Source organism: Acinetobacter sp. S-1, assembly GCF_059579785.1.
Genome location: NZ_CM184207.1, coordinates 637,505 through 660,475, shown reverse-complemented (window position 1 = coordinate 660,475; position 22,971 = coordinate 637,505). Strand labels below are relative to the sequence as shown.

The 22,971-nt window shown below is 38.4% G+C and carries 24 protein-coding genes; 12 read left to right on the top strand and 12 right to left on the bottom strand.

The window, feature by feature from the left end; translation table 11 throughout:
- Positions 1-49 precede the first annotated feature (49 nt).
- Entirely contained in the window at positions 50-1,765 is a 1,716-nt protein-coding gene (locus tag AC52J8_RS03270; protein ID WP_086399659.1) for a proline--tRNA ligase, read from the top strand.
- Between the two features lie 53 nt (positions 1,766-1,818).
- Here the strand turns inward: AC52J8_RS03270 and AC52J8_RS03265 are convergent, their stop codons facing one another.
- The 4 genes from AC52J8_RS03265 to AC52J8_RS03250 form a co-directional block, all read right to left on the bottom strand.
- Positions 1,819-2,160, bottom strand: a complete 342-nt coding sequence (locus AC52J8_RS03265; RefSeq protein WP_005064346.1) for a YegP family protein — start codon at positions 2,158-2,160, stop codon at positions 1,819-1,821.
- A gap of 211 nt (positions 2,161-2,371) precedes the next feature.
- Positions 2,372-2,716 (bottom strand): zinc ribbon domain-containing protein YjdM, encoded by a 345-nt coding sequence (locus tag AC52J8_RS03260; RefSeq protein ID WP_002116259.1) that lies wholly within the window; start codon positions 2,714-2,716, stop codon positions 2,372-2,374.
- Between the two features lie 90 nt (positions 2,717-2,806).
- Complete coding sequence (locus tag AC52J8_RS03255; RefSeq protein ID WP_057070571.1) at positions 2,807-3,163, bottom strand: DUF488 domain-containing protein; 357 nt, start codon at positions 3,161-3,163, stop codon at positions 2,807-2,809.
- A gap of 137 nt (positions 3,164-3,300) precedes the next feature.
- Entirely contained in the window at positions 3,301-3,753 is a 453-nt protein-coding gene (locus tag AC52J8_RS03250; protein ID WP_086393562.1) for an SRPBCC family protein, read from the bottom strand.
- Positions 3,754-3,791: 38 nt separating this feature from the next.
- Here AC52J8_RS03250 and AC52J8_RS03245 point away from each other — a divergent pair, with 38 nt between their 5' ends.
- The 4 genes from AC52J8_RS03245 to AC52J8_RS03230 all read left to right on the top strand — a co-directional run bounded on the left by AC52J8_RS03245 (position 3,792) and on the right by AC52J8_RS03230 (position 6,556).
- Positions 3,792-3,908, top strand: coding sequence for a hypothetical protein (locus AC52J8_RS03245; protein WP_002116161.1), 117 nt, complete (start codon positions 3,792-3,794; stop codon positions 3,906-3,908).
- A gap of 59 nt (positions 3,909-3,967) precedes the next feature.
- Complete coding sequence (gene ygfZ, locus AC52J8_RS03240) at positions 3,968-4,690, top strand: CAF17-like 4Fe-4S cluster assembly/insertion protein YgfZ (protein ID WP_086399658.1); 723 nt, start codon at positions 3,968-3,970, stop codon at positions 4,688-4,690.
- Positions 4,691-4,836: 146 nt separating this feature from the next.
- The gene (locus AC52J8_RS03235) at positions 4,837-5,547 is read left to right on the top strand and encodes a DsbC family protein (RefSeq protein ID WP_017482156.1); all 711 of its coding nucleotides are present in this window, start codon (positions 4,837-4,839) and stop codon (positions 5,545-5,547) included.
- Positions 5,548-5,731: 184 nt separating this feature from the next.
- Positions 5,732-6,556, top strand: a complete 825-nt coding sequence (locus AC52J8_RS03230) for a tetratricopeptide repeat protein (protein ID WP_005064315.1) — start codon at positions 5,732-5,734, stop codon at positions 6,554-6,556.
- A 31-nt stretch (positions 6,557-6,587) separates the two neighbouring features.
- Here AC52J8_RS03230 and AC52J8_RS03225 read toward each other — a convergent pair whose 3' ends face one another.
- From AC52J8_RS03225 to AC52J8_RS03210, 4 genes are all read right to left on the bottom strand, one after another.
- Positions 6,588-7,511: an AEC family transporter gene (locus AC52J8_RS03225; protein WP_039762970.1), complete on the bottom strand. Its 924-nt coding sequence runs from the start codon at positions 7,509-7,511 to the stop codon at positions 6,588-6,590.
- A gap of 56 nt (positions 7,512-7,567) precedes the next feature.
- Positions 7,568-8,677 (bottom strand): NADH:flavin oxidoreductase/NADH oxidase, encoded by a 1,110-nt coding sequence (locus tag AC52J8_RS03220; protein ID WP_005064310.1) that lies wholly within the window; start codon positions 8,675-8,677, stop codon positions 7,568-7,570.
- A 9-nt stretch (positions 8,678-8,686) separates the two neighbouring features.
- Positions 8,687-10,816 carry a TonB-dependent receptor family protein gene (locus AC52J8_RS03215; protein ID WP_197738969.1) on the bottom strand — a complete coding sequence of 710 codons (2,130 nt, stop codon included), beginning with the start codon at positions 10,814-10,816 and terminating at the stop codon, positions 8,687-8,689.
- Between the two features lie 134 nt (positions 10,817-10,950).
- Complete coding sequence (locus tag AC52J8_RS03210; RefSeq protein WP_032038267.1) at positions 10,951-11,517, bottom strand: DNA-3-methyladenine glycosylase; 567 nt, start codon at positions 11,515-11,517, stop codon at positions 10,951-10,953.
- A gap of 75 nt (positions 11,518-11,592) precedes the next feature.
- Here AC52J8_RS03210 and mutM point away from each other — a divergent pair, with 75 nt between their 5' ends.
- Complete coding sequence (gene mutM, locus AC52J8_RS03205; protein WP_002133839.1) at positions 11,593-12,417, top strand: bifunctional DNA-formamidopyrimidine glycosylase/DNA-(apurinic or apyrimidinic site) lyase; 825 nt, start codon at positions 11,593-11,595, stop codon at positions 12,415-12,417.
- A 19-nt stretch (positions 12,418-12,436) separates the two neighbouring features.
- Positions 12,437-12,727: a peptidylprolyl isomerase gene (locus tag AC52J8_RS03200; RefSeq protein ID WP_002051379.1), complete on the top strand. Its 291-nt coding sequence runs from the start codon at positions 12,437-12,439 to the stop codon at positions 12,725-12,727.
- Positions 12,728-12,815: 88 nt separating this feature from the next.
- On the opposite strand, the gene AC52J8_RS03195 is transcribed toward AC52J8_RS03200, so the two are convergent.
- The 4 genes from AC52J8_RS03195 to typA form a co-directional block, all read right to left on the bottom strand.
- A complete protein-coding gene (locus tag AC52J8_RS03195) occupies positions 12,816-13,997 on the bottom strand; it encodes a maltoporin (protein ID WP_057070583.1) in 1,182 nt (393 codons plus the stop codon).
- Between the two features lie 199 nt (positions 13,998-14,196).
- On the bottom strand, positions 14,197-14,538 hold the full coding sequence (locus AC52J8_RS03190; RefSeq protein WP_017385594.1) for a gamma-glutamylcyclotransferase family protein: 342 nt from the start codon (positions 14,536-14,538) through the stop codon (positions 14,197-14,199).
- Between the two features lie 134 nt (positions 14,539-14,672).
- Positions 14,673-15,104: a large conductance mechanosensitive channel protein MscL gene (gene mscL / locus AC52J8_RS03185; protein WP_014207584.1), complete on the bottom strand. Its 432-nt coding sequence runs from the start codon at positions 15,102-15,104 to the stop codon at positions 14,673-14,675.
- 256 nt (positions 15,105-15,360) lie between these two features.
- A complete protein-coding gene (typA, locus tag AC52J8_RS03180) occupies positions 15,361-17,196 on the bottom strand; it encodes a translational GTPase TypA (protein ID WP_002116501.1) in 1,836 nt (611 codons plus the stop codon).
- A 178-nt stretch (positions 17,197-17,374) separates the two neighbouring features.
- Between typA and AC52J8_RS03175 the strand changes: the two genes are divergently transcribed.
- From AC52J8_RS03175 to AC52J8_RS03155, 5 genes are all read left to right on the top strand, one after another.
- Positions 17,375-18,733, top strand: a complete 1,359-nt coding sequence (locus tag AC52J8_RS03175; RefSeq protein ID WP_002116159.1) for a uracil-xanthine permease family protein — start codon at positions 17,375-17,377, stop codon at positions 18,731-18,733.
- Positions 18,734-18,796: 63 nt separating this feature from the next.
- Positions 18,797-19,810 (top strand): methyltransferase, encoded by a 1,014-nt coding sequence (locus AC52J8_RS03170; RefSeq protein ID WP_002116028.1) that lies wholly within the window; start codon positions 18,797-18,799, stop codon positions 19,808-19,810.
- Positions 19,811-19,831: 21 nt separating this feature from the next.
- A complete protein-coding gene (locus tag AC52J8_RS03165) occupies positions 19,832-21,292 on the top strand; it encodes an amino acid permease (RefSeq protein ID WP_014207587.1) in 1,461 nt (486 codons plus the stop codon).
- A 264-nt stretch (positions 21,293-21,556) separates the two neighbouring features.
- On the top strand, positions 21,557-22,762 hold the full coding sequence (locus AC52J8_RS03160; protein WP_086611486.1) for an RtcB family protein: 1,206 nt from the start codon (positions 21,557-21,559) through the stop codon (positions 22,760-22,762).
- 3 nt (positions 22,763-22,765) lie between these two features.
- On the top strand, positions 22,766-22,924 hold the full coding sequence (locus AC52J8_RS03155) for a hypothetical protein (RefSeq protein WP_044100283.1): 159 nt from the start codon (positions 22,766-22,768) through the stop codon (positions 22,922-22,924).
- Positions 22,925-22,971: the final 47 nt, after the last annotated feature.

The following is a 22,971-nucleotide window of genomic DNA, read 5'->3' as shown; positions in this document are numbered from 1 at the left end:
TATCGTATAATCTGCGTTTTTATAACGCTTAACTTTTAGGACTTTTTCCATGCGCGCAAGCCGCTTTTTATTTGCAACGTTGAGAGAAACCCCAAATGATGCTGAAGTGATTTCACACCAGCTCATGTTACGTGCGGGGATGATTCGTAAATTGGCATCTGGTTTATATACATGGCTGCCGATGGGAACACGTGTGCTTAAAAAAGTAGATGCGATTGTTCGTGAAGAAATGAACCGTTCAGGCGCAATGGAAGTATTCATGCCCGTGACTCAACCTGCAAGTCTTTGGGAAGAATCAGGTCGATATGAACAATATGGCCCTGAGTTATTACGTTTTAAAGATCGTCATACGAACCCATTTGTACTTGGGCCAACGCATGAAGAAGTTATTACAGATATGGCGCGTAACGAATTAAAAAGTTATAAGCAGCTTCCTGTAAATTTCTATCAAATTCAAACTAAATTCCGTGATGAAATCCGTCCACGTTTTGGTGTAATGCGTTCACGCGAGTTCATCATGAAAGATGCTTATTCTTTCCATGCAACTCAAGAATCATTACAAGAAACTTATGATGTGATGTACGACACTTATAGCCGTATTTTCACTCGCTTAGGTTTGGATTTCCGTCCAGTTCAAGCAGATACAGGTTCTATTGGTGGTTCAGCTTCACACGAATTCCACGTATTGGCGGCTAGTGGTGAAGATGACATCGCATTTTCAACTGAATCTGATTATGCAGCAAACGTTGAAATGGCTGAGGCTGTTTTGGTGGGTGAACGCGCAGCACCGACACAAGAATTTAAATTGGTTGAAACGCCAAACCAAAAAACGATTGATGATGTCTGCCAATTCTTAAATGCTGATCCAAAGCAATCTGTTAAAGCATTATTGGTTCAAGGCATTGCTGATGAAAAAGGTAATGTTCCTGTTGTTGCTCTATTTGTACGTGGTGACCACGAACTTAATGAGATTAAAGCTGAGAAACATCCTTTAGTTGCTGCGCCTCTTACTTTTGCAACTGAAGAACAACTTCAAGCATTTGGTTTAACTGCTGGCTTTACAGGTCCACAAGGTTTAGTTGAAAAAGGCTTAACTGTAATTGTTGACCGTGCTGCATCTGTTCTTTCAGACTTCGTTGCTGGTGCAAATGAAGCTGACAAACATGCGGTTGGCGTAAACTGGGAGCGTGACGCGCAAATTAGCGAAGTTTTTGACTTACGTAATGTGGTTGAAGGCGATCCATCTCCAGATGGCAAAGGCACACTACAAATTAAACGTGGTATTGAAGTAGGTCATATTTTCCAGCTTGGTACTAAATACTCTGAAGCTTTAGGCTGTAAAGTTTTAGGTGAAGATGGCAAACCATTTACAGTAACTATGGGATGCTACGGTATTGGTGTAACACGTGTTGTTGCAGCTGCAATTGAACAAAACTACGATGACAAAGGTATTATCTGGCCTCAAGCCATTGCACCATTTGAGATTGCAATTGTTCCAATGAATGGGCACAAATCACCACGTACTCTTGAAGCAGCAGAATCCCTTTATGCAGAACTTCAAGCTCAAGGTTTTGATGTGTTACTTGACGATCGTAACGAACGCCCAGGCGTTAAATTCTCTGACCTTGAGTTAATGGGTATTCCACACCGTATTGTGATTGGTGAAAAAGGTCTTGATGCTGGTACTTTTGAATATAAAGGCCGCCGCGATGCTGAAGCGAGCAATTTAACTAAAGAAGAGCTTTTAGCTAAATTAGTGCGTTAATAAATACATAAATAAAAAAGCAGCTTTTCGAAGCTGCTTTTTTTAACTCAATTTTATGCCTGAACCGTTAAGTCCTTAACAGTCGTTGATGAACCATTGTTTTTAACCGACTCAATTCCTTTATCTCGTGAAGCTTCACTCGCATAGAACTGACTCGTGCCAATAATTTGATGATTTGCAGCTTTTAAATTGAAATAAGGTTTCCCATTCTTTGCAGTTAAACGCTCATATCGGGCGTCATCACCACTGTTTTTCTGAATTGACTCAATACCATTTACAGCAGAGGCTTTTGCCTTATATAGCTCGCTATTTAAAATAGGCTCACCATTTCCTGCCTTTAAAATAAAGCGGTATTGTCCATCACTCGCCTGTGAAATTTCGTACCATCCTGCCATAAAAACCTCATTTTTTTGTTGGTGTGGGTATGACTTTCGTTATTATTCTGGACGAAAGTTATTTGTTATGAATGACAATATAAAGGCGTAAATATTCCTTGAACAGTCCATTTTTTATACTTTTTCGTAATAAAATTATAATGATGTTAGGAATTTAAAAAGCAGAGATATAAACGTATATCTCTGCTGAAATGTAATAATAATTAACAGTTTAAGCTTTTTTTACAAATTCAGATTTAAGTTTCATCTGACCAATACCATCAATTTTACAATCAATATTGTGACCATCACTTGCATCTGGAACTAAACGAATCGTTTTTACCTTCGTACCTACTTTAACGACTGAAGAAGAGCCTTTAATTTTTAAGTCTTTAATTACAGTGACGCTATCACCGTCTGCCAAGACATTTCCATTTGCATCTTTAATAATTTCTTGTTCTTCAGTTGCTGATGCTTCTCCTTCTTTCCACTCATGTGAACATTCAGGACAAATCAATAAGTCGCCATCTTGGTAAGTATATTCTGATTGGCATTTTGGGCAGTTTGGCAAAGACATGAAAAAAATCTCAAAAAGTATATTATGCGAGAAATGACTCATTTTTTAAAGTTTTAAATAAGAGACTTTTACCAAAAAAAAATTTATATATTATTTTAAGTTTTTACTTAATAAATATTCCTTCAAAATAATTGCGTGATTGTTTTCAACATCTTTTGCTGAATATAAAAGTGTGACTGTATTCCTTGATGCGATTTGTTGTAGCTCTTCAACGGCGGAGTTGGTTTCAAGTTCCTCTAAATAACGCTGTTTAAATTCTTCCCAATGATCTGGTGTTGCAGCATGGAACCACTTTCTAAGTTCAGTTGAAGGAGCCACTTCTTTTAGCCACAAATCTAAATGAGCGTTCTCTTTACTAATTCCCCTGCTCCATAGGCGGTCAACCAAAATTCGCTTACCGTCACTAGGGTCGGCCTTTTCATAAATTCTTTTAATATGTATATCCATCGTTTTTCTCTGTATATTGTTTATATTTTGAAGTGATAAAATTATTCTATATTTTATTCATTTTGAATAAAGCTCAAAAAGAAAAAGTGAGCAGAAATAAATCTACCCACTTTTCATGTGACCTAAAAAATAACTTTTTATTGATCTGGAATTTCAGCTTCAATCAATAAGGTAAGCAAAGATAGGGATTCTTGCCACCCTAAATAACAAGCTTCTACAGGAATAACTTCCGGTATTCCTTCTTGCGTAATATGCACTTCTGTACCTACCAATACGCTTTTTAATGTAATAGTAACCTGCATAGTCCCAGGTAAATTTGGATCATCGAATTGATCGTTGTAGCGAATTAGTTCATTTGGAACTAACTCCACATATGTTCCGCCAAAAGCATGGGTTGAACCTGTTGAAAAATTGCTAAAACTCATTTTGTATGAGCCACCAACATTTGCATCAAAACTATGAACTTTCGCAGTAAAACCGTGGGGCGGTAACCACTTGACTAAAGCATCTGGATCTAAAAATGCACGGTAAACTCGCTCGGCTGGAGCCTTAAACACGCGATGAAATTTCACTGTTCCTGTTGCCATCATATTCTCCTTATTTTAATTTCCTTAAAATTATTGAAATTATGGCTATTAGCTTAAACCTTCCGATTTATCCGAACGTATATTTTTGGTGTTTTTTTAAACAAAAAAGCCAGCTTCAGGACAAACTCAAATTACGAAAACTATGGCTGATTTTTTAGTAAAAATGGAGCAAAATAGTCAGCAATCATAAAGAAACATATTGAATTTGAGATTAATCATGAGTCTGCTCGCTTTCTCCTCATATGCTTTAAACGGTGTAGATGCACAAAAGTTTTTACAAGGCCAAGTTACTGTAGATACTGAACGTTTAGCTGAAAATGAAACTCGCTATACAGCGATTTGTGATCTTAAAGGCCGTATTCACTTTGGCTTATGGCTAAAGAAGATTAATCCTGAAAGTTTTGAAATTGTAGTTACTCAAGATCAAGCTGAAGAGTTTGCCAAACATATTAAAAAGTATGGTGCTTTTTCAAAAATGATCTTAAGTGAACAAGGCATTGTGTTCCCAAAAGTTGTGAATCATCAAACTGAGTTCAATACTGCTGAAACTGATATTTCCGAATGGCAAAAACAAGCCATTATGACAGGTCAAGCTTGGATTACACAGGCTACTGAACATGAATTCCAGCCCCAAGAATTACGTTTACATCAACGTGAAGGCGTCAATTACGATAAAGGCTGTTACCTAGGTCAGGAAATTGTGGCGCGTCTTTGGTTTAAAGCAAAACCAAAACACTGGTTACATCTGGTTCAGGGTACAGGTGAAGCGCCTGCTTCAGCAACTCAATTAAATAATGATGTTGAAGTCGTCAATAGTATTGCAAATGATCAAGGTTATCTTGCTTTAGTTGTTGCGAAACCTGCTTCTCTACAAGAGTTAGGGCTTCAAGTTCTTGGGTTACCTGAAGCTTTAAGTGGCGACGTTGCAAGACCACAATAATAATTTTTATTAGTCCAAACTGCCCACTGCTAAGTTAGTGGGCTTTTTTATAGATACAAAACACTAATGATTTCATTAGATTAGAACGTCAATTTTTTAAGCTTTATATGCCATCATTAGCCCTGTTGAAATTAAAGAGAAAAAAGATGAAAACTAAACTTGCTACACTCATGTTGAGTCTGGCTATTTTCGGTTCTGCTCATGCTGATGTTAAAACACTTGAACAAAATCTTAAGACAAATTATCCCGATTTGCCTGTAAAAGGTGTTTATCAATCGCCTGTGCAAGGTATTTATGAAGTGTATACAAGCGGCCGCATTGTATATACAAACCAAGATGCGAAGTACTTTTTTGTTGGTAATTTAGTCGACATTAAACAACAAAAAAATATGACTGAAGAACGTATTGCTGAGTTAGGTAAGATTGACGTTAAAAGTTTGCCATTAAATCAGGCAATTAAATATGTAAAAGGTAAAGGTGAACGTACGCTCTATGTCTTTAGTGATCCAGATTGCCCATATTGCCAACGCCTAGAACAAAATATGGTTGGGGTTGATAACGTAACCGTATATGTGTTCCTTTATCCTCTTACTAGTTTGCATCCAAATGCTGAAAAAGTTTCAAATCAAATCTGGTGTTCAAAGAATCCGGCAGAAGCTTGGACAAACTATATGCTTAATCGCAAATTACCGACTAATAGCAAAAGTTGCTCAAGCCCAATTCAGAAAAATATTGCTTTAGGCCAAAAATTAAATATCGATGGAACACCTACCCTGTTCTTGCAAGATGGCCAAAGACTCTCTGGCGTACCAACTGATGCCAAGCAAATTGAAGCATTACTTCAGTCAGCAAAATAACAATATTACCCACTCTGTTTTATAAATATGAGTGGGTATTTTTTCTCCACAATTTGTCCAAAGTGCAGTGCTTTATATACAAATCGGCTGTTTACTTTCAGCAATCAATATTTATGATGAGAAATTGAAACTCTTTCATGCATCAATGGATTGATGTAGCTACGAAGTAAAAGGTTAAAAAGAAATGAAGAAATTACTAATCGCAAGCCTAATCACCCTTTCAAGTGCATCAATTTTTGCAGCTGATAACACAGCGACTGCTGCTAAAACCGATGTTTTTAAACAAGCTGAGCAACTCTACGCAGCAAAAAATTACTCTGCCGCATTTCAAGAAATGCAACGCCTTGCCCAATCAGGTAACGCCCAAGCTATTTATAACTTAGGCTATATGACTCAAATGGGCCAAGGTACAGCAAAAGACTCTTCTAAAGCTCTAAAATATTATGAGGATGCTTCAAATAAAGGTTACGCCCAAGCGAGTTACACCCTTGCACAAATTTATGAGACTGGTGAATTAGGGGTTGCCAAAGATAGCAACAAATTCAGTCAATATATTCAAAAGGCATCAGCTCAAGGTTCTGATGATGCAACTGTGAAAATTGCGACGATTTTATTTGCTCAAAAAAAACCACAGTCACATCAAATTGCCCTTCAAAAATTGGCGCCTTTAATTCGAAAAGGTAACTACCCTGCTATTCAGGTCAAAGCACTCTATGACATTAGCCAAGGTGTTGAAAATAAAAATCCTTTAATGAAACGCCAAGGTATCGAAGCTTTACAGTCAATTGCGCAAAAAGGCTATGCGCCTGCGTCGATGGCTTTAGCAACCATGATGGCGAATGGCAATATCATTCCGCAAAACCTACCGCAGGCTAAAAAGATCTTTACTGAACTTGCCAATCAAAATGTGCCTAACGCTAAAGAATCGTTAGCTTCGGTTGATAAAATTATTGCAGAAAAGAGCAAACAGGCTGCAAATGCTCCCGCACAGCCAGCGCCTAAAAAATAGTAAGTAATTAGCCCCTTATGGGGCTTTTCTTTTACCACCACAAAGCAATAAGCCAGCTCACACCAATAAAACCAACAATTGTACTAATCATAAGTGGTGTTAACGCCTTTTCATTTAAGCCATAGGCTTGTCCAAAAATGCCGAAAGCAATCGGCATCGGTAAAGCAGCGATTAATGTTCCTGCGTAAAGCATTTCACGGCTTACATTTGGAGTTATTAAAAAAAGTGTAAAAATAACAGATGGCATTAGTACAACTTTAAAGGTCGCTAACAAAACACTTTCTATATTTACCGTTGTTATTCCAATACCTACTAAACTTCCGCCAATTGCAAACAAGGCCAAAGGCGAAGCTGTACGCCCAAGTAACTCTAAAGATTGGTCAAGCGTTGCAGGAAGATTAACATCTAAAAGAATGCATCCCATCCCAACCAAAATAGCGATAATGACAGGGTTCTTGAGTAAGTTTAAAAAAGTCTGTTTTAACAGCGGTAAAAGATTTTGCTGTTGATGTAAACCAGCTTCGGCCAAAATGAGCATCAGCGCCACAATCAATAAATTCTCAATGATGAGTGTTAAAGAAATATAGATCGCAGCGTGATTACCTATCAACATGGTTAGAATAGCTGTTCCCATAAATCCAGTATTCGACATAGATGCCCCCATCGATATGACGGCGCTATGGGTTAAGCTATTTTTAAAATATTTTCTATAGAGAATAAAAGCAAAGAAAAATAAAATTAAAGACCCGCCACCATAAGCAAGAAAATAAGCTGGGTGCCAAATGTCTTGTAAGTTTTTATTTGCCAATGAGTGAATTAAAAAAGCCGGTAAGGAAATTTTAATTACAAATGCGCTAAGAGCCCTGATCTGTTCAGGTGTTACCAATTTGATGAGGACACAGACATAGCCCATCAATAGCAATATCAAGATAGGTAAAATAACCTGAAAAACCACTGACCATCCTCACTTCACGAAAGAAAAATGGGCAAAGATGACTTTGCCCAATACAATTAAAAAGAGTTAAAAAGCTGCTTTAATCCATGTGGTTGGCAACGTAAATACTGAGGCGCAATTTTAACTTCTGCCCCTAAAGCCGCTGCTGCATGCCAAGGCCATCTTGGGTCATATAACATTGCACGAGCAAGACCAATAGCATCAGCTTGCTGGTTTTCCAAAATTTGTTCAGCATGTTCTGGCTCAGTAATTAGCCCTACAGCAATGACCGGAATAGACACATGCTTTTTGACTTGTTCAGCAAATGGAACTTGGTAACCAGCCCCAATCGTAATAGATTGATGCTCGTGCAAACCACCACTAGACACATGCACATAGGCTGCGCCCAATTGCTCTAAAGCTTTTGATAAACCAACCGTAGATTCAACATCCCAGTGCTCGATACTCTCTAACCAATCGGTTGCAGACAGTCTAACACCAACAGGATAACCTTCTGGTACAGCGAGTTTAATTGCCTGAAGAACCTCAAGAGTCATACGCATACGGTTTTCTAAAGAACCGCCATATTCATCAGTACGCTGATTGGCAATTGGCGATAAGAATTGATGAAGTAAATAACCATGTGCAGCATGAACTTCAATCAACTCAAACCCAGCTTCTACAGCACGTTTTGCAGCCGCTGCAAAGTCTTGTTGAACTTGTTTAATCTCAGCAATGGTCAAAGCATGGGGCGCTGCATCATGCACTGAAAAGGTACTTTCACTTGGAGCAACCGTTTGCCAACCATGAGGCTGATCTTTTGCAATCTGACCTTTACCTAACCACGGTTTTTCAGTAGACGCTTTACGTCCTGCATGTGCTAACTGAATTCCAAATGGCATCGGTGAAAGTGTATGAACCTTAGCTAACAATGCTTTGATCTGGTCACGTTGCTGATCATTCCAGAGCCCAAGGTCAGCATAGCTAATCCGACCCTCAGGTTGTACAGCTGTTGCTTCTACAATACAAAGGCCTGCACCAGACAATGCATAATTTGCCCATTGCTGTTCATGCCAATAAGTAATTTCACCATCATCTGTAGCCGAATATTGGCACATCGGAGCAATTACAATTCTATTGACCAGTTGTAGTGAACCAAAGTTAACCGTTTCAAATAATTTTGCCATTTTTAATTCCTAGAATTGCTTAATTACACGTAAACCTGCACTCCAGTTACGCCCATCCGCTGGTTCAAAGTAACGTCCATTACCATCATTTACGATCACTGAACCTGCATAGTTTTTATCAAATAGGTTATCTACACGGGCAAAGCTATTCACTTTCCAGTCGCCCATTACCCATGCATAACCCACATTAGCTGAGGTTACACTGTAGCTTGGTGCTGCGTCACTGTTGGTATCATTCACGTATACTTTATCCATATACTGTACATCTACACCACCATATAGACCATGCGATGGCTGCCAAGCCAAAGAGGCATAAGCTTGATTTTTAGCAATTCCAGGGATGGCATTGCCTGATGGGATTTGAGCAATACTTCCTAAAGCTGGAATATCAGCATCAAAAGTTGCATCTAAATATGTATAGCTAGCAGTCGCTGTTAAATCTCGCCACAACTTTTTATTCCATGCAAACTCTACGCCTTCACGTAAGGTTTTATCTGCATTACGAAAGGTTGATCGGCCATTTGAGTTTCCTGCTGAAACGATGTCATCTTTGGTTTTAGTTTGAAAAACTGCCAAAGTAAAATCACCTAATTGGTTTTGTGATTTTAAGCCTGTTTCATAGGTATCGCTTGTGGATGCGGTTAAATCAAAATTAAAACCACTTTCTCCATCTGGGCGATATGCCATTTCAGTAAAAGTTGGCGTTTCAAATCCTTTGGCATAACTCACATAGGCCATGAGTTCAGGTAAAATTTGCCAGCTTAAAGCAGCCGAAGGCAAAACTTTACTGTAATCAGTCTTACCACTATCGTCGCCATTACTTAAATAGTTATCTTTAGATTTGTAATGGACATTGCTATAGCGAACACCCGTATCTAAACGCCAAGTTGGTAAGAACTGCCATGATGCTTGTAAATAGGGATCGATATTCCACAAAGTATTATCTTCATCACGACGCAAATTACCTTTGATGCCATAAGATTCTTTACCATTTACCATTACAAAATTATTATAGCCTTTACGATCTTCATCCATTGCATCGAGTGCAACACCAACACTTAGAGTAGTATTAGGAAGTAACTCTTTGCCCGTCCAGCGGAAGTCAGCGCCATAATAATCACGCTCAAAATCAATCACCCCACCTGCATGATTGATGCTGGCATCTTGTGTTGATTTAGGAATAGATTGATATTGAGTGACTTGGCGATTACCTAAATATGCCATGGCATAGAGTTCATTTTTATCATTAATCGGTTTAGACCACGTCACACCCGTTTGAGTTTGTTCAATATCTTTACGAACATTAAATTGCTTTAAAAACGGAACTTGTTGCTTTGGATTTGCATTCCACTGGTCACGGGTTAAACCCTGCGGATCGTCTGCATGAATTTTTACATAGTTGGTTACCCAGTTGATTTTACTACCATCATCAAGATTCCAACTGAGCTTTGCATTATTTAGTACTTTTTCTGCACCGCTATGTTCTCGGTAACCATCAGTATCGAAGTATGATGAACTAATAACATAGCTTGGTTCATTCGCACCCTTTGCTCCACCTTGTAGCACGAGCCCTGCTCGGCTTTTATGGTGACTGCCTCCCGAATAGCTCAGCTCAATTGAATCTTTGCCTTGCCCTTCTTTAGTAGAAGTTAAAATTGTCCCACCCGATGAGTTTCCATAAAGTGAAGAAAAAGGTCCTGTTAGAACTTCGACATGGTCCAGACTACTTAAATCGATATTAGACGTTTGGCCTTGTCCATCCGGCATTGTTGCAGGAATACCGTCCACATATAGGCGAATGCCTCGAACACCAAAAGTTGAACGTGCACCAAAACCACGCATAGATAATTGTAAATCTTGTGCATAATTTTCACGATTGCGAAGCTGTAAACTCGGTATACCCTTTACAACTTCGGTTAAATTTACTTGTGAAGAAGTATGAACTTGAGGTGCATCTATTCGAAAAACCGAGGCCGGTGTCTGCAAATAGGTTGTATCGGTACGAGTTGCTTCCACATGTAATGTTGGCAATACAGTTACGTCTTGTGTTAAATCTTCTGCCCAAACAAGTGGGCTAGAAATACAGCCCATACTCATCAAAATACAGTAATGAAGTCGGTCTAAGCGTAATAAGGACATGCTTATTTCCTTTATTTATATTGTAGTTATGATAACAAAAAGCGGTGTCTTGTCTGGATATTGAATTCGATCTGCATTGTTGTAAATCTGGAACACTCTTCCTCGATATCTAAAAACTGATTTCCAGATTAAAATTATCGACTCAAAGATGGATGATCTTTCCAGCAATATCGTTCAGGCCAATGTTTTGCTTCTTCGGCATAATCAATTCCAATCCGTGGCGTTAGAACTACTTCTGGTTGCGTTGATGCCGCTTCAACCCATAGTCCAGATTCCTCTCCCAAGGTTTGTCCTTTTAAAGTCCGATCAATCCCTAAATAGCGTGTCAATTTGCCGGGTCCAGCTAAAAGCTTATATTCTTTTTTGGTTGAAGCACCATTTAAGAATGCAGAACGAATCATTACCCCTTCAGGCACACCTTTTGTCTGAGTAATAAGATTGAGCATTTCATACATGCCATAAATTAAATAGACGTAAATTGTGCCACCAGGGCAATACATTACCTCTGTTCGAGCGGTGCGTTTGTCATTGTAACTATGGCAAGCTTTATCACGAACGCCCAAATAAGCTTCAGTTTCACTAATTGTACAGCGGATCACTTGGCCATCAGGTTGTCGCTTACACAATACGCAGCCGATTAAATCATAAGCTACTTCTGAGGTTTCTCGTTGAAACCAGCTTAATGGTAAAATATCTGACATAGTAATCTCTGAAATATTACATACCACACGTTATACTTGATTAATCCAGTATATCTGTTAATTCTGCGAGTTGGCATGCCTGAGTTACCCGAAGTCGAAACCACCAAAACCAGTTTATTTCCATTATTGAATCAAAAAGTTCTAAGTGTTGAAGTACGCAATCCTAGCTTACGCTGGCCTATACCAGATGATGTTCAGAAACTTGTTGGGCAACGTCTCATTGGGTTAAATCGACGTTCAAAATATATTTTGGCAGAGTTTGAACAAGATCAAATGCTTTGGCATTTAGGCATGTCAGGAAGCTTTCGTCTGACCGAACCAAATGACGAACTGAGAAAGCATGACCATCTAATTATTCAATTTGAAGATCAGCAATTACGTTACCATGACCCTCGCCGTTTTGGTTGTATTCTTTGGCTTAACCACGAGACTCAAGGCAAACTCATAGATACTTTAGGACCTGAACCTTTAAGTACTGACTTTCATGCAGAATATTTAGCTTCAAAACTCAAGAATAAGTCTGTCGGCATAAAAATTGCACTTATGGATAATCATGTAGTCGTCGGTGTAGGCAATATTTATGCAACTGAAAGTTTGTTTAATGTTGGTATTCACCCAGCACAGCCTGCTGGTGACTTAAGCATGCAACAAATTGAGAAACTTGTTGTCGAGATTAAGCGTATTTTAAAGTCGGCAATTGATTTAGGTGGCTCGACATTACGAGACTACAGCAATGCCATGGGAGAAAATGGTTATTTCCAGCAAACACTTCTTGCTTACGGTCGTGCTGGAGAAATGTGTGTTAACTGTGAAACCACATTAGAAAACTTAAAACTCGGTCAGCGTGCCAGTGTATTTTGCCCACAGTGCCAACCGCTTAAAAAGCTGAGAAAGCCTTAATTTTTTGGAGGAAGACAACATGCAAACAGCAATTGTCCGACATATTTTAGTTAAAGATAAAGACTTAGCTGAGCAGTTAAAAAAGAAGCTTCAAAGTGGCGCTGACTTTGCCAAACTTGCCAAGCAATACTCTACCTGTAATTCGGCAAAACGTGGTGGTGAACTTGGTGAAGTCAAAAAAGGGCAATTGGTGCCCGTCATCGACAAAGTTGTTTTTACAGCTGCTGAACGTGTGTTACAAGGCCCAATCAAAAGCCAATTTGGCTATCATCTTTTAGAAGTTAAATTCAGAATGGGTAGCTTAAGATAAGCCCCCTCACAAGTTAATTTAAACTCATAACCGATAGCCCAGTTACTCAATAAAAGAGGGCTTTACCGACCTCTTTTATTTTTTAAATTTACCACCAATATTCTAGTTGCATGCCAAAATTTGACCCATGTCCTGTGTTATAAAAATCACTATCAGGATATAAACGATCTCTCAAATTTTGTTCATCCTTGTTCCAAAAAGCATAGGTGTAATACAACCGAAGTTCAGGTCTGTCGTAATATCCTGTCTCTTTTAGTGACCAAGTTGGTGCAATAGTCAATTTTGTTAGGCTTCGATTTTGATCATTGCTATCTATCCGGTCATAGCCAATTTCAGTCGATATTTTAAAATGGTCTTGTACAACATAAGCCATTCTGGAGCCTATCGAAAACCATTCGCTATCTTTCTGATTCTTAAATTTATCTTTTTGATATATAAATTGAGCCTGTCCATTGAAAATTTTATTTTCAGATTCCCAATCTAAAACTTCAATGAATCTTAAAGAAGAATTATCCCGGTCCAACTCAGGGTTGCCAGTATAACTTAGCCCCATACCTGCTCCTTCGCCATATTGCAAAGCAACTGTATTCTTACCATTTAAGACATCGGAAGTTATATTCTGCAATGTTAAGGCCCAACCTGTATGATCTGCATCAATAATAGATAAGCCTGTATTGAGTTTATTTGTACCATTTAGCTGAATGTCTTTTATGGTAAAGTCATGTCTATTAATATATTTTTTCTGAAATACATTATCTTTTCTAGAGAAAACATAGCTTAATGACAGATCATTAATTTTATAATTATCGATCCCGAACCCTGTTCCGCTTTGGTTCCAATAGAATAAATCAGACATGTGAATATCATTTCGATTATAAAACCTTCTGCCTAACCAAAGATTTGCTCCATTTAAATAAGAAATATTTTTCCAATCTAGATAGATCTGGTTTAAGCGCGTATAGCCATCGTCACCACTAAAACTTAAACTTTGACCATACTGGTTATAAAATTGAAGCATTCCATTAATACTAATCTCAGAATTATCATTCAATTTTAGAAGATTCTGTTTGGCAAATAGCTCCGCATATTGTTCACATTCATTTCCAAGACGGTATTTTGAAGGTGCGCCAGTGAGCTGAAAACATTCTTGTAATTCCCCGCTCTCTGTAACTCCTATGCCTGTACGTACATATCCTCCAATTTCAGTAGCAAAAGTAATTTGCGATATAGCATAAAACGTAGTTCCAATAATCCAAGGAGACTTCTTCATTTAAAATTCCTTTTTAAGTGTGAGTTTTCCACACTCACTTATATTCCAAGCAAGGTTGGATAAAAGGACTAATGGTTATTAGAAAGAAAACGAAGACTATTTGATTGATTTGAAAAGGCTCAAACAAGAGCCTCTATATATTATTTTTAAAACTAGATCTAAAAGAGAAAAATTGAGTTCGTGAAGTCAGCTTTTGTATTTAAATATTTTTAGCATGAGCATTCATTTGATATGTCCAAGCTTTAACAATTTCCCCTGATTCAAGCATTACATCTACTATAACTCGTTCATATTGAAAGCCTTCAAAATCATCAAGCATCTGCCAGTTTTCAGCAAGTTTTTCTGTGCTAAATAGATAGCCTTCTACCCACTCTGCCTGAGGATCTAACACAATTGCTTTTAAGCCTTGATCTGGTCCCCAATCTAAAATATGTATGATTCCTCTTACCGAAGCTTTGGTCCACGTTCCCCCAATCTGTTCGAGAATATGAGCATTTGCTTTATTTGGACATAATGTTCCATACACAAAAAGCTGATTCATTAATTGATCCCTTTTTCAATATTCATAGTTGGTCTGATCTGCGATTTTGCAATTTTATCAATATCTTGATTCCAATATAAAATATGAAGTAATAAAAAACGGCACTCAAGGTACCGTTTTTATTTCAAATCTTATTAGGCTTGCTTTTTCAACTCATCACGAATTTCACGTAATAATTGAATATCTTCAGGAGTTGCAGCTGGAGCTTCTGGTTCATTTTTATCACGGCGAAGTCTATTTAATAATTTCACCATTAAGAACACAACCCAAGCCAAAATAATGAAGTTAATTAAAATGGTGAGGAAATTACCATAAGTTAAGACATTAACACCTGCTTTTTGCAAAGCATCTAAAGATTGTAAATTATTAGGGTTTGCACCTAATACAATGAATTTTTGTGAAAAATCAACACCACCACCAGTAATTACAGTGATAAGCGGCATGATAATATCTTTTACTAAAGAGTCCACGATTTTGCCAAAAGCACCACCAATAATCACACCAATGGCTAAATCCATCATATTGCCTTTAATGGCAAATTCTTTAAATTCTTGAATAATACTCATCTAAACATCTCCAGATGTCGGGGGGCCGAAACACGTCATATTTTTCTTTTTCATTGGCATCTTATCGAATTAGATAGTACTCGCCATGATATTGATAATTTAATATTTTTATCAAAAAAAGAAAGTTATTTCACACTTTAACAACATATTCTCTTACAACAAAAATATGATTTTAAGCCCACTTTAATTTCAAATATAACGATTAAAAAAACCGCTAAATTAATTTAGCGGTTTTTTCTTTTTCATTTAAGAAAAATTATTTATCACGGTTACGTTTACGTTCATTTTCAGTCAAGTAACGCTTACGGATACGGATTGATTTAGGTGTTACTTCTACTAACTCGTCATCTTCAATGAATTCAAGCGCTTGTTCAAGCGTATATTCAATTGCAGGTACTAAAGTTAAAGCATCATCTGTACCAGACGCACGAACGTTAGTTAATTGTTTCGCTTTAGTAGGGTTTACAACCATATCGTCTGAACGAGAGTTAATACCCACGATCATACCTTCGTAAACTTCTAACTGTGGTTTAGCGAACAAACGACCACGGTCTTGTAAACTGAACAATGCATAGCCCAAGCAAGTACCTTGAACCATAGAGATCAATACACCGTTTTGACGTTTCGCAACAGTACCTTGTTTAACAGGACCATAATGCGAGAAGCTTGAAGTCATGATCCCTGTACCAGAAGTCATGGTCAAGAATTCAGAACGGAAACCAATCAAACCACGTGAAGGTACAGTTGCTTCAATACGGATACGGCCTTTACCGTCAACTTCCATATTGGTCATCTCGCCTTTACGGTGACCCATTTGTTCCATTACAGCACCTTGATGCTGTTCTTCAACGTCAAAAGTTACGTTTTCGTAAGGCTCTTGTCTTTCACCATCAATTTCTTTGATGATTACTTGTGGACGAGATACGCCCATTTCGAAGCCTTCACGACGCATGTTTTCAATTAAAACTGAAAGATGAAGTTCACCACGGCCAGATACTTTAAAACGGTCTGGACTGTCAGTGTCTTCAACACGTAAAGCTACGTTATGAATTAATTCGCGATCAAGACGTTCACGAATATTACGTGAAGTTACGAATTTACCTTCTTTACCAGCAAACGGAGAGTTGTTTACTTGGAAAGTCATAGATACTGTAGGTTCATCTACAGATAAAGCTGGTAATGCTTCAACATTTTTCGGATCACAAATCGTGTCAGAAATGTTAAGTGCGTCGATACCAGTAATACATACGATATCACCAGCAGATGCTGATTCAACATCGATACGCTCTAAACCATGGTAACCCATGATTTTTAAGATACGACCGTTACGTGTATTGCCTTCTTTATCAATTACAGTAACAGGAGTATTTAATTTTACTGAACCACGTTGAATACGACCAACACCGATAACACCTACGAAGCTGTTATAGTCAAGTGATGAAATCTGCATTTGGAATGGACCATCAACGTCAACTGCTGGTGGTTCAACGATGTCTACAATCGTTTCGAACAACGGAGTCATGTCTTCTGCAAGTTCTTCTGGAGCAGGACCCGCTACACCACGTAAACCTGATGCATAAACGATTGGGAAATCTAATTGCTCATCAGTTGCACCAAGGTTATCAAATAAATCAAACACTTGATCAATAACCCAATCTGGACGCGCACTTGGTTTGTCAACTTTGTTGATAATAACAATTGGTTTTAAACCACGAGCAAAGGCTTTTTGTGTAACAAAGCGAGTTTGTGGCATTGGGCCTTCTTGAGAGTCAACTAAAAGTAATACGCAGTCAACCATCGACATAACACGTTCTACTTCACCACCGAAGTCGGCGTGTCCCGGGGTATCCACGATGTTGATACGGTAAGTTGTATCAGTACGTTTATCTAACCAAGTAATAGAAGTGTTCTTTGCAAGAATGGTAATACCACGTTCACTTTCAAGCGCATTTGAGTCCATGACACGCTCAATCTCGCCTGCTCGTTCACCGAGAGCACCAGATTGCTGAAGTAGTTTATCGACAAGTGTGGTTTTCCCGTGGTCGACGTGCGCAATAATTGCGATATTACGGAGATTTTTGATATCTGACATGAAAATTCGAAACGCCTGAAATTTGAGGGCAAATTATACAGAAAAACACTACTCTTGAGTAGTGACAGTTTATTGACATTGACAAAAAAATTTTCCAATAGCCTGTATTTCGTTTTGTAAAGATAGGTATCTCGATTAGAATAGCGCCAATTTGCAAAATTGCGGCGGACCTACACCCATGTCCAATCAACACTCTCAAGACCATCTTGACCTTGTTTATGGCTTAGATGATCGACCAAAACCTTTGATCGCTTTTTTAGCAGCTTTCCAGCATTTGCTTGCGATTATTGTACCAATTGTTACACCAGGGCTTTTAATTTGTTTAGCTTTAGGCGTATCACGCACCGAAACCAACATGATTTTATCGATGTCTTTGGTGATTTCGGGTATTGCTACATTTCTTCAATGTAAAAAAGTTGGCCCGTTTGGTGCTGGCCTTCTGATTGTACAAGGTACAAGCTTTAACTTTATTGGTCCAATTATTGGTATTGGTAGTGCAATGGTTGCCGCAGGAACGCCTGTAAACCAAGTTATGGCTGCAATTTTTGGTGTAGTAATTGCTGGCTCCTTCATTGAAATGGGTGTTTCGCAAATTCTTCCATGGGTAAAAAGATTAATTACTCCTTTGGTGACTGGTATTGTTGTTTTATTAATTGGCTTAACACTTATTAAGGAAGGCTTGATTAGTATGGGTGGTGGCTACCAAGCCATGCAAGACCATACTTTTGCAAGTGCAGATAACCTTATTATGTCATGTACCGTACTTGCTATTATTATTGTGCTAAACCGTATCCGAGTGGTGTGGATTAAAAGCTCAGCAATTTTAATTGCTTTAGTGATTGGTTACATTCTTGCAGGATTTATGGGTTACCTAGATTTCTCAGGTATTAAAGATGCGCCTCTTGTACAGATTCCAACGCCGATGCATTTTGGTTTAAGCTTTTCTTGGGGCTTATTCATTCCAATGGCTTTTATTTATTTAGTCACATCTTTAGAAGCGATTGGTGACGTGACTGCAACCAGTAAACTTTCAAACCAACCCGTTAATGGTCCAGAATGGATGAAACGTATTAAAGGTGGTGTTTTAGTGAATGGTGCGAACTCTTTACTCGCAGGTTTATTTAACACCTTCCCTAGCTCTGTTTTTGCTCAAAATAATGGTGTCATCCAACTCACTGGGGTTGCAAGTCGTTATGTGGGTATCTGGATTGCTGCTTTACTTATTTTATTAGGTTTATTTCCAGCAGTAGCTGGTGTAATACAAGCCGTACCACAGGCGGTATTAGGTGGTGCTGTGATGGTAATGTTCGGTGCCGTAGCTGCATCAGGTATTAACATTCTCTCATCGATTCACCTTGATCGCCGAGCACTTTTAATTATCGCAATTTCACTTGCATTAGGTTTGGGTGTTGCTCAAGTTCCTCAAATTTTGGAGCACCTTCCAGAATTATTTAAAAATATTTTTAGCTCTGGCGTAGCGACAGGTGGTATAGCAGCATTAATTTTAAATGTTGTACTTCCCGAAACACACAAATAACTATTTTTTAATTTTGATTATTGCCCAGTTTCCACTGGGCATTCTTCTTCATGAGAGATGTACATGGATCCTAGAAGTGAAGTGATATTAAGACAGCAAGACTATTTAAAAGGTAGAATCTTGTTCATTAATGCACCGAATGATGCCTTAGTTAGCCAACTACCAGCTGATATTGATGCTTCAGTCTGGACATGGAACCATGCTGACTACCAGAGCTTTATAAATAGTGGAACAAATGCGCATTTCTCAGTTGAGTTTCCATTACAAGAATTCGATCAAGCTGTCATTTTTGTTCCCAAATCTAAAGAACTGTTAAATTACATATTGCATGTCGTAATGAGCAATCTTAAAACTGCTCAGTCTGTTTTTTTAGTAGGTGAAAAAAAAGGTGGTGTTGAACGCGCTGCCAAACAATTACAAAGTTTCGGCAAAGTACTTAAACTTGATAGTGCACGTCACTGTCAGCTATGGCACTTAAAGATTGAAAAAACAGAACAGCTTAAACCTCTCGAAAGTTGGCTTAAAACTTACACTGTTCACGTTAATGAACAAGAACTTACGATTTGTGCCCTTCCCGGTGTGTTTAGCCAAAATCATCTAGATGTCGGAACTGCTGTTTTACTCCCTTATCTTAATCAGGTGAAATCAGGTAGAATTGCCGACTTCGGGTGTGGTGCTGGAATTATCAGTTGCTATTTGGCAAAAATAAATTCAAGTAATATTATTCATGCCCTAGATATTGATGCTTTCGCTTTACGGTCAACGGAAATGACTTTTAGTCGAAATGGAATAGGTTCAGACCAGTTGAGATTGCAGCCTGTTACAGGAATTGCAGACGCTCCAACAGAACTCGATGCCATTGTCAGTAATCCCCCTTTCCATCAAGGTATTCATACCAACTATGATGCAAGTGAAGGACTCTGCCAGAACGCTAAAAAACATTTAAAGGCATCAGGTGAGCTATGGATTGTAGCAAACCGTTTTTTAAACTATCCGATCTTAATTGAGAAGCACTTTGGTCAGTGCCAGATTAAAACTGATCATCAAGGCTTTAAGGTGTTATATGCCTGTGCATAACAAACTATGTAAGGAATCTCCATGAGCGAAACACATGCTCCTGAAAAACTCCAGCGTAAGCTTGGGGCTCGTCATCTGAATATGATCGCCATTGGTGGTTCCATTGGTACAGGCCTCTTCCTTGCTTCTGGATCAACCATTGCAAACGCTGGCCCTGGTGGAGCGCTACTCGCCTACTCACTCATTGGCATTATGATTTACTTCTTAATGACCAGCTTAGGTGAGCTTGCAACTCATACACCAACATCCGGCGCCTTTTTTACTTACGGCAGTCGTTATGTCGAAGAAGGCTTTGGTTTCGCTCTAGGCTGGAACTATTGGTATAACTGGGCAATTACGGTTGCATTCGAACTTGTTGCGGTTCAGTTTATTATGAAGTTCTGGTTCCCTGATATTCCAGGGTTCTATTGGAGTGCCCTGTTCCTTATCGTTATCTTTCTGATCAATGCCATGACAGTAAAGGGATTTGGGGAAAGCGAATTCTGGTTTTCGATGGTTAAAGTAATTGCGATTGTTGCATTTATTATTATTGGCTTAGCCATGATCATCAAGATTATGCTAACTCCAGGTGTGGCAACTTTCGGAAACTGGACCTATAAAGAGGCACCTTTTGTAGGCGGTTTACAAGCCATGATTGGTGTCGCCATGATTGCCGGATTCTCTTTCCAAGGAACTGAAATGGTTGGAGTTGCTGCTGGCGAATCAAAAGATCCAAAGAAGACAATTCCACTTGCAATCAAACAGATTTTCTGGCGAATCTTATTATTCTATATCCTATGTATTTTCATTATCGGCACTCTGATTGCCTATGATGACCCGAATTTACTGCAAGCAGCTGCCACTGAAGATATCGCACTATCTCCTTTCACCTTACTTTATGAAAGAGTAGGTTTTGCTTTTGCTGCGAGTTTAATGAATGCTGTCATTCTTACTGCTATTTTATCAGCAGGTAATTCAGGCATGTATTCCTCAACTCGTATGTTGTTTAAAATGGCTCAAGAAGGCCGTGCACCAAAGTGGTTTGCAAAACTTGATGGTCGTGGCGTTCCAATGAACGCGCTATACGCAACGACATTTATTGCTGCATTCTGTTTTTTAACGACATTTATTGGTGAAAAACAAGTATTTAACTGGCTACTCAATATGTCGGGTATGTGCGGTTTTATTGTTTGGTTAGGAATTGCGATTTCACATTATCGTTTCCGTAAAGGATATATTGCTCAAGGCTATAAATTAGAAGATTTAGCATATCGTGCCAAATTTTTCCCATTTGCCCCTTGGTTTGCTTTTATTCTCTGTTCAATCATCATTTTAGGGCAGAACTATCAAGCCATTTTAGGTGGAAAAATTGATTGGTTAGGCTTACTTTCAACTTATATTAGCTTGCCTTTGTTCTTGATCATTTGGTTAGGCTATAAGTGGAAAAATAAAACCAAATTGATCTCTTACGATCAAATGAATGTGAAGCCTGAGCAAGATTAAAACTGGTCATTAAAGTAAATCAAAAATCAAAAGCTTGATCTTTGATTTAAAAAGCGTAAAATGCCGTTCAGATTTTCAACGGCACTTTTAAATAAGGAGGACATCATGCCATTAGCACAAGGTAAAACAGATTAAATTATTTGGCACGATGTCAGCTCACGGACAAGTGTACAAATTCACACCACTTGTCCGAATGCTTAAATTTAGAACCTAGCATTCGCTAGGTTTTTTTATGCCTGCTCGGACAAAAATAAGAGAAAAATTATGGGCATACAAAAAATATTAAACAAGGAGGCACTCTATGGTGTCCCTGTTAAAATTTTCACTCAAGACATAGATAGTGAAAGTATCGAACAACTCAAGAAAATGGCACAGCTGCAATTCATCTATTCTCATATTGCAGTTATGCCTGATGTGCATGTGGGCAAAGGTGCTACCGTAGGTAGTGTTATTCCTACTAGACACGCCATTATTCCTGTTGCTGTAGGAGTTGACATTGGATGTGGAATGAATGCAATTCGCTTGAGTTTAAAGGCTTCACAATTACCTGATAACTTAAGTCGTTTGCGTGATGCGATCGAACGCAAAGTCCCGGTTGGCTTTGCTTTACATAAACAGGTTAAGGCAAAGGCTTCCAGCATTATTCCACTTGAAAAACGCTTAGAGCCAATTATCAAAAAGCATCCTGGCCTTGTTCGTATGCTTCGACAATTTGATGCAACATGGCAAAAGCAACTTGGGACTTTAGGTGGTGGTAACCACTTTATAGAGTTATGTATTGATGAAAATCAAGACGTATGGGTAATGCTACATTCAGGTAGCAGAGGGCTTGGTAATGTTATTGGTACTTACTTTATTGAGTTAGCCAAAAAAGAAGCGCAGCATCACTTTGGTCATGTACCGGATAAAGACTTAAGTTATTTTGCTGAAGGTTCAAACAGTTTTAATGATTATGTAGAAGCTGTAGAGTGGGCACAAGAATATGCTTTTGAAAATCGAAAAGAAATGATGCGATTAGTCTTAGAAGCAATTCGACCTCTTCTACCTTCGTTTCAAATGACAAAAGAAGCGATTAATTGTCACCATAATTATGTAAGCCGTGAAACACATTTTGGCGAAAATCTATTGATTACCCGAAAAGGTGCAATTAGAGCAGGCTTAGATGAGTTAGGTATTATTCCAGGTTCAATGGGCGCACGATCTTATATCGTTAAAGGCAAAGCAAATCCTGAATCATTTTGTTCTTGTTCTCATGGGGCTGGGCGTAAGATGAGCAGAAGTAAAGCAAAAGTTCTTTTTAATCAGCAAGATCTTATTGAACAAACCCAAGGTATTGAATGCCGTAAAGACAATGGCGTTGTCGATGAAATTCCAAGCGCCTATAAAGACATTGATGAAGTCATGGCGAATCAGTCAGATCTCATTGAAGTCGTTCATACACTTAAACAAGTTTTATGTATTAAAGGTTAAAACATGAAAATTAAAGAAATGCCAAAGATCAAAGTCCGTAATCAAGTAGCTCTATCCCCTTTACTTCACAAAGGTGGTATGCACGAAACGGAAAAACCTCGTGCTCAACATCGCAGAGATAGACATGACACTAAACAGCAATTGAAGAAAGGTAATTGGTAACTAATTTAAACCAAGATCGAAAGTCATTATTAAGGAGACACAGAAAT